The sequence below is a fragment of the Streptomyces sp. C genome (assembly GCF_000158895.1).
Taxonomy (GTDB): domain Bacteria; phylum Actinomycetota; class Actinomycetes; order Streptomycetales; family Streptomycetaceae; genus Streptomyces; species Streptomyces racemochromogenes.
Map to the genome: position 1 here is coordinate 6,225,132 of NZ_GG657750.1, position 7,631 is coordinate 6,232,762.

The 7,631-nt window shown below is 69.0% G+C and carries 4 protein-coding genes and 2 pseudogenes; 2 read left to right on the top strand and 4 right to left on the bottom strand.

Annotation, left to right across the window (positions count from 1 at the left end; all coding sequences use genetic code 11):
* Nucleotides 1–253, top strand: a pseudogene (locus SSNG_RS42360) (hypothetical protein); the annotation flags it as partial.
* On the opposite strand, the gene SSNG_RS28000 reads toward SSNG_RS42360, so the two are convergent.
* The 3 genes and pseudogenes from SSNG_RS28000 to SSNG_RS28005 form a co-directional block, all read right to left on the bottom strand.
* Nucleotides 250–1,068 carry a trypsin-like peptidase domain-containing protein gene (locus tag SSNG_RS28000; protein ID WP_241695133.1) on the bottom strand — a complete coding sequence of 273 codons (819 nt, stop codon included), beginning with the start codon at nt 1,066–1,068 and terminating at the stop codon, nt 250–252. The pseudogene SSNG_RS42360 and the gene SSNG_RS28000 overlap by 4 nt on opposite strands.
* Before the next feature lie 409 nt (nt 1,069–1,477).
* Entirely contained in the window at nt 1,478–1,759 is a 282-nt protein-coding gene (locus SSNG_RS41320) for a hypothetical protein (RefSeq protein ID WP_007267299.1), read from the bottom strand.
* Nucleotides 1,756–5,394: pseudogene (locus SSNG_RS28005) on the bottom strand (ricin-type beta-trefoil lectin domain protein); the annotation flags it as partial. The gene SSNG_RS41320 and the pseudogene SSNG_RS28005, both read right to left, overlap by 4 nt.
* Before the next feature lie 7 nt (nt 5,395–5,401).
* On the opposite strand from SSNG_RS28005, the gene SSNG_RS42365 reads away from it, so the two are divergent.
* Nucleotides 5,402–5,542, top strand: coding sequence for a hypothetical protein (locus SSNG_RS42365; protein ID WP_165365030.1), 141 nt, complete (start codon nt 5,402–5,404; stop codon nt 5,540–5,542).
* Between the two features lie 76 nt (nt 5,543–5,618).
* On the opposite strand, the gene SSNG_RS28010 is transcribed toward SSNG_RS42365, so the two are convergent.
* A partial coding sequence (locus SSNG_RS28010) for an immune inhibitor A domain-containing protein (protein ID WP_007267302.1) occupies nt 5,619–7,631 on the bottom strand: 2,013 nt, incomplete at its 5' end.

Genomic DNA, 7,631 nt, shown 5'->3' on the forward strand with positions numbered 1-7,631 from the left:
CCTGCGCTACCCGGGCACCGAGGGCCCGCCCCCGGACCGCGCGACCCGCGTCCTCCAGGCGTACATGTCCCGCGTCATGGCAGGGGCCAACTCCGACCCCGCCCTCTCGGCCCCCTTCTTCGGCGTCCTGTCCCTCTCCACCCCGCCGAACACCCTGCTCGCCCCGAGCACGGTGCTGCGCGTCCTGTCGAAGTGGCGCCTGCCCACCTCACCCCGCACGACGACGGCCTACCCACCGCACCACACCCCCTAGTCCCGGACGGCCCGCTCGTACAGCTCGCGCACCCCGCCCCCGAAGTAACTGCTGTACGAAGTCACCTCGTCCCCGCCTCCATCGCGGCCGCCGATCACCCCGATCAGGGTTCCGGCCGCGGTCAGGACGGGGCCGCCACTGGTGCCGTTGGGCACGTCCGCGCAGTCCAGCCGCAGCTGCGTGGACCCGGCGGCCACGGCCGTGTTGGCGCACCCCAGCGGCTGCTCGGCGTCGTTGGGGTACCCCACCAGCCGGGCGGGGGCGGGCAGCTGCTGCCCGAACCGCACGGGGTGCCCCCCGGTGACGTCCTCCAGCCGCTGCCCGACATGCCCGGGCCGGCGCACCCGGATGAACGCCACGTCATAATCGGGATCCGCAGACTCTACCCACCGCGGATCCACGTCGATCCGCGTCGGCACCCACACCCCGAACGGCGCCTTCCCCTCGGCGTACCCGGGCACGAACGCCAGATTGGTCCGGAACCCCCGCGCGTACACGCAGTGCGCGGCGGTCACGACGAGGTCCCCGCCGGCGGAATGCACGACGCTCCCGGAACAGTGGTGCTCGTCGTCCCAGTCCATCCCGGGCGAGAACAACGCCCCGATGGCCGACTCGGGCTCGACCACCCCCGCTTCGAGCGGCTCGGACACCTTCCACCCGGCCTCAGCCGCCGCAGTCCGCTCCCCACCCCCCTCGACGAGCCCCTCCAGGGCCTTGGCGGCGGTCTGGTCCCCCACCCGCTCGCCCTGCACGTAACTCCCGCGCCCGGCGTCCCCCACGGCCACGGTCCCGAACCGCCCCACCGCAAAGGCCACCCCGGCAACCACGACCGCACAACAGACCCCGGCCAGCACACACACCCGCACGGCCCTGCCCGTCATGCCCACTCCCGAAGATCGCCACTACCCCCAACGCCCAACGGCCTCCACACCGACAGGGTTCCCGACCGGCACGTGTCCGCCCTCACACCGTTGATCAGTCGGACTCTCGTAATCCGCGCGGGCTCTGGGCCGGCCCATGGCAGGGGCCGCGGCGGCGAACAACCCGGTTGTTCGCCGCCGCGGCCGTCAACTACTGCCGTCAGAGCCTGTATCGGCCCCGCCCATTACAGCTTGGCGAGGGCGACGATACGCCGCCGTGTGCGTTGGGTGGCCGCAAGGTTCCTACCGCTCAGTCAAGATCAAGCGGTTGATCAAGCCGGCTCCCAGCGCCGCGCACCTGGAATCACTTGAGGTGTTCGCAATAGGCGTCAAAGGCCACGTCTCTCATGTTCCTGACCTCAAACTCTGTGAGCCAGCGAGTTTTCGAACTGATTCGAGCAATCTCTTCTCCCATGGCGGCTAGGACGCTCGGAGATTCATCGCAATTTTCAGTCACGCTGATCGCAACTTGAATGGCTCGTTCGGCGTTCAAGGCTGAGAGTTGGACTAGCGCGGCAACTCTGTCTGCGAGGTCAGCAGAGGGATCCAGGACCACTGCACGCTCTGCGGCGAACTGGTCGCTCATCCAGGGCTCCCGAATAGCTCATTCAGTGAATCCGTCACCTGATTCGTCACAGGCTTTGGGAGATGGACTGTGTGGTGCGCCTTGTTTTTCCCTGTCTGCTCCACCCTGAATCCCCTCTCTCTCAGCGCACCTGCCGTTGTGGAACGATACTCTCCGGATTCCTTGATCTTCGGAGGTAGCCTAGTTGATGTCGAAATCCCATGGGGGAAATCATGCTTTTCGGCGTTGGCGGCGTCTGCCGCTAGCCTCTCCGTGGTTTCGGGGCCACTTCCGAAGCGATACAGCGTCGTTGCGTCATCAATGCCGCAGTTGCTGTTGTGAACGAGTACTGGTGTGACCCCCGCCAGCACGTAGTACGTGTGGAGGTCGGCGACGGTGAGGTTGTGGACTGCCGCCTGGGTCGTCCAGCGCTTGACGGCCCGGACCTGGACGTGGGTGCCGGCGCTGGTGCGGAGCCACTGGCCCAGCTGGAGGTCGGTGGCGTCCACCCACTTCGCCAGGTCGACCGCCCAGAAGGGGTGCTTGTCGGTGGCCGTGATGAGGTCCGTGGCCGTGCCGGCGTCGCCATCGGTGTCGACTGTGACCTCGACGAGGTTCTTGCTGCCTTCGCCGAGGATGGTGGCCGTTACGTCCTTCGCCGCCGTTTCACCCGTTTCCGGGTCGGTGGCGAGCACCTTGTCGCCCGGCTTCAGGTCGTCGATCGGCTTGGACGAGCCGTCGGCCATGACGACCAAGGTGCCTGCGGCGAAGCTGTTGCGGGTGGCGCACCCGCCCTTGCCGCCGAGCTTTGAGCCGATCTTGGAGATGGCCTGGCCCACGCCCTTGCCGATGGCTTTGCCCGCTGCGGCGAGGGCCGGGCCGGCTGCTGCGCCGAGGACCCCGCCCGCGGCGCCCCAAAGGGCCCCTGTCGCCATGTCCTTGAGGCTGCCCAGGATGCTGTGGTCAGCTTTTGGGTCCATATAGTTGGCGACTGCCGCTCCCGCGGCGCCTGCGATCGCTCCGCAGCCGGCTGCTGCTGCGAAGCCCACTCCGCCCGTAGCGACACCTGCCGCTCCGGCGGCGGCAACGCAGGCGACTCCGACCACGATCTCGGTGGCGATGGAGACGATAGCGATCTTGTTCTCATGCCAGAACTTCTTGCCGGTGTCGACGGCCTTGCGCATGGAGCACAGGGAGAGAAGGCTGCAACTCGCCGCCTTCTTCGGTGTCGAGGACCTCGACACCGAGGGTCCAGTGCCCGCCCTGGAGCCGTAGTAGGGCGTAGCGACCTTGTCGCGTTCCGTGTACGCGCTGTTGTAGTCGCCGCGGATGGGAGTGGGTCGGTCCGGGTGACCCACCGGGAGGTTGTCGTCGCGCGGGTTGTAGTGGCCGCCGCAGTGGCCGTTCTTGCAGTCGGTCTCGATCAGGCCCGTCGGGTCGCTGAGGTTGACCGGGTTGGCGCTCGCGTAGGAGTACCCGTTCATCTGCGTCGGGTTGGTGATGTCGATGATCGGGTCGACGGAGATGAAGCGGCCGGTGGTGGCTTCGTATTCGCGGGCGCCGATGTGCGTCAGGCCCGTGTTGGTGTCGTCGATGCCGCTGCCGAGGAAGCCGCGGCTGCCGGCCCAGTTGCCGGGCTGGGTGCCGCGGGGGTTGCCGTACGGGTCGGACTTGCGGCGGGTGATCGCCTGCCCGGCGGTCTGCTCCACCGACGTGGTGGCGGTGCCGTGGTGGTCGGCGAGCTGGACGGTGAGCTGGTGGTTGTCGGCCCTGCCGGTGGTGCGGCGGACCGTGGTGGCGCCGGCGCCGCTGTAGTAGCGGACGGCGTCGATGGCCTGGCCGGCCTTGTTGACGGTGATCTCGGCTTCGCCGAGATAGAGGGTGCGGGAGCTGCCGGTTTCCTCGATGAGGCGGTTGCCGCCGGCGTCGTAGACGTACGTGGTGGTGTTGTCGAAGGTGAACTGCTGGGGGCCGGTGGCGTTGCAGGGCCACAGTTGGAGGTCGGTGCCGTCGGCGGCGTTGTTGGGGACGTCCACGCACTGGCTGGCCGCCGGGTTGTTCAGGGACTTGTCGCCGGCGCGGTGGACGAACTTCTGCTTGTCGGTGCCGTCGCACGTGGCCAGGACCAGCTTGCTGCCGCTGGTGGTCAGGCACTTGTCCAGGGCGCGGACGGTGTCGCCGGTGAGGCGCCACTGCTGGGCCTTGGTCTCGTTGCAGGGGTAGATTTGTACGGGGGTGCCGTCAGCCGTTCCGCCGCTCTCGACGTCGATGCACTTGCCGGAGGCGCCGATGACGGACACGGCGCCGATGCCGGGGCTGCCCGCTGAGGTGATCTTGTTGCGGCGGTCCCAGTTCAAGGTCTGGGTGTCGCCGTCGATGCGCCGGCTCTTGGTGTTGCCGGAGGCGTCGTACTCGTAGGTGGACAGGGAGGTGACCGTGGAGCCCGGGTTACGGGTGGTCTTCTCGGCCTTGGACAGGGCGTGCGGCTGGGTCTTCAGCGGAGGCTGGGCGCCGTTGGTGGCGATGGTGACGCCGTAGGTGTAGGTGGTCTCGTCGTCCAGCGCGCTGTTGGTGAGGTCCTTGTTGACCAGTTTGGTGCGGTTGCCGATCGCGTCGAACTGGTACTCCTGCCAGAACCCGTCACCGTCCGGACCGGGCGTGACGTCGGCCAGACTGGGGCCCGTGCAGGACGCGGTCTTGCCCGTCCAGGCCTTGGTGAGCTGGCCCATCGGGTCGTAGGCGTAGCACTGGCGGTCCTCCCGGCCGCCGGGCTGGGAATCGGTGATCGAGGTGATGTTCCCCGCCGGGTCGTAGGCGTAGGAGACGTCGCTGATGCGGTTGGGGCCGCCGGTCTCCCGGTCGGTGATCTGGTTGGTGACCTGCCCGGTGTTCTGGTTGTACTGGGTCGTCGTCCAGACCCGGTTCGGCGCGTTGCCGGTCGCGGTGCGCAGGACGTTTCCGAACGGGCTGTACTTGACGTCGGCGGTGTACCAGTTCAGCCCGGACAGGGTCTGTGGCAGGCCGTCCGCGTTGTAGCGGGTGACCAGCTTCTCGGCGGCCAGGCCTCCCGGGGTGGCGGGGAGGGTGGTCGACTGGACCTTGCCGGTCGGCGTGTAGGTGGTGCTGTAGGCGTAGGTGCCGGCCAGGCCCTTGGTCGCGGGGACGTTCGGGATCGTGATCTTCGAGCCGGTCGGGCGGTACTCGGCGTCGTAGCCGGTGACCTCGCTCGTGTACGCCGCACCGCCCTCGTAGCGAGTCGAGGCGACAGGCCGGCCCTTTGCGCCCGGCAGGGTGTCGAAGGTGAAGGACGCGACGAGCGGCCCGTTGGGGGCGTCGTCACGCAGCTCGGTCGTGCGGCCGAGGACGTCGTACGTCGTGTACTGGGTGCGGCCGCTGGAGTCCTTCGCCCAGAGCTGCTGGTCGAGGTTGTCGTAGCCGAACTCCGAGCGTCCCGTGTCCGGGTCCTCGGACCACGTCTTGCGGCCGCGGACGTCGTAGCCGTAGGTCCATTTGTTGCCGGCCGCGTCGGTGACCTGCGACAGCTTGTTGCGGACGTCGTAGGCGTAGGAGGTCTTGGTCCACGTGGTGAGGTCGGTCGACGTCGCGTACTCGATGGCCGACGTACGGCCCAGCGGGTCGGTCCAGGTCTTCGGCACCCCCGACGTGAACGACGACGGTATTCCCGACTTCTACGCCACCCGTAACGACGGCACCCTCCACCTCTTCTACGGAGGCCGGACCGCCGTCGGCAACGGTTGGCGGGTCGAGGAGGACGACTGGAACACCGCCCGCGCGATCGGGTGAGTGGTGTGTGGTGAGAGGTGAATGACGAGTGCCCCGCCGGGAAGGTCCGGCGGGGCACTCGTGTGTGTGGGCGGGGTCAGGGGGAGGGGGTGAGCTGGAGGGTGGTGTGGGTGTTCGTTTCTTTGGTGATCTCGATGCGGGTGCCGGTGTCCGGGACCTTGACGCCGAGCTGGGGGAGGTCCGGGTTCCAGTACGTGTCGCGGTGGTCGTCGAAGACGCGGACGCCCGGCCGGGAGGGGACGGTCAGGGAGGTGCCCGGCTTGTGGAGGGTGATGCGGTCCGTCGGGCGGGTCGAGAAGGGGGCGTCGAAGGTCTGGGCGCGGGCGTTCAGGGGGCTGCCGTCCGGGAAGCGGAGGGGGGCCGGGCGGGCGTCGACCGGGAGGACGAGGCCGTTGCCCGGGTGGGCCTTGGTGGTGTTGTCGCTGTACGCGGTGTCCCAGAGCCAGAGCAGGACGCCCTGCTGGTAGGGGTAGAACTCCACCCGCTGGTCGGTGGAGGCGAAGTTGTAGGGGCCCGTCTTGAGGAAGGAGCCGTAGCCGGTGTGGCGGCGGTTCTCGGCGAAGTAGGCGCGGGGGTGCTCGGTGGTGCCGGTGCGGCCCTCCGTGCGGGACCACTTGAGCGGGGTCCAGCCGTTGTCGCCCTGCTCGGCGCCGTCCTGGAGGAGGGTGCGGCCGTCGGCCGCCGTGATGCGGACGTCGTCGAGGGTGACGCCGCGGCCGTGCGTGTTGCTGTCGGAGGTGGTGCGGAGGCGGAGGTGGGTGCTGGGGGTGGGGAGGGGGATGCTGAGGGTGGTCCAGGACTGTGAGGTGCCCGAGATGCCCTTCGGGGGGATCGGGGTGCCGTCCAGGGTGCCGGGGAGGGGGGTCCAGGTCCTGCCGCCGTCCGTGGAGGCCTCCGCCGTGAGGAAGTCGAAGTCCTGTTCCAGGTCGTACCAGACGCGGGCCGTGAGGGTGGCCGGGCCGGCGGCGGGGTCCAGCGGGCGGGTCAGGGTGTTGTCCATGAAGTCGCCGGTGCCGCTCCACCACTGGCGGGCGCCCTCGTAGGGGTCGGTGAGCTCGGTGCGGGTGGTGGAGGGCGTGAGGTGGACCAGGAGGGCCTGGGGGTCGTCGGTGTTGTAGCCGGAGACGCCGAGGGTGGCGCGGGTCCTGCGGCCCGCCTCGGCCTCCGTGTAGTCCAGCCAGCCCAGCTGGAGCTTGCTCCACGGGTCCAGGTCGCCGGGGAACTGCCCCGTGGTGTTGGGGCCCTTGCCCAGGTAGGAGGCCGAGGACATCAGGGACCAGAAGTTGACGCCGTTGTCCCCGTCCGAGCTGTAGAGGTCGGGGAGGCCCAGGTCGTGGCCTAACTCGTGGGAGAAGAGGCCCGCTCCGCTGTTCTCGCCGCCGGTGAGGTAGTCGCCGGCCCAGATCCCGGTGTCGCCGACCGGGGTGCCGCCGGCCTTGTTGCCCTCCGGGCCCGCGCTGCCGGCCTGGTTCCAGTACGCGAACCAGCGGTGCGCCCAGATCGCGTCCTTGCCCTGGGCGCCGCCGCCCCAGGTCTGGTCCTTGCCCGCGTGGACGACGACCAGGTGGTCGAGGTAGCCGTCGGGTTCGTCGAAGTTCCCGTCGTGGTCGGCGTCGTAGCGGTCCCACACGTCGTACTGGGCCAGTTCGGCCTTGATCTGGTCGGGGGTGCGGCCCTTCGCCCGCTCGGACTCGTACCAGGCGGTGGTGGAGTCGCGGACCAGGTCCCAGTTGGTGCGGCACTGGCCGGCCTCGGTGCACGTGTCGGTGCCGTAACGGGCCTCGTTGTAGGGGAGCTTGACCCAGTCCGTGACCGTGCCGTCGATGTCGTAGCGGCCGGAGGACTGGAGGTTGTAGTAGGCCCGCATGGACGCCGAGCCGGGCGTGGGCGAGAAGAACTGCTGCCGGTAGTAGTCCTTGTCGAAGTCCTTGCGCCAGAGGGTGTGGTTGTCGTCCCGGGTGGGCTTGCCGATGGTGTTGTGCAGGGGGCCGGGGGTGCCGCCGAAGCGGGGGTCGGCCTGGTCGCCGAACTCCGCGAGGATGACGAAGACCTTGTCCTTGCGCCGCCGGGCGAGTTCGACGTACTGGTC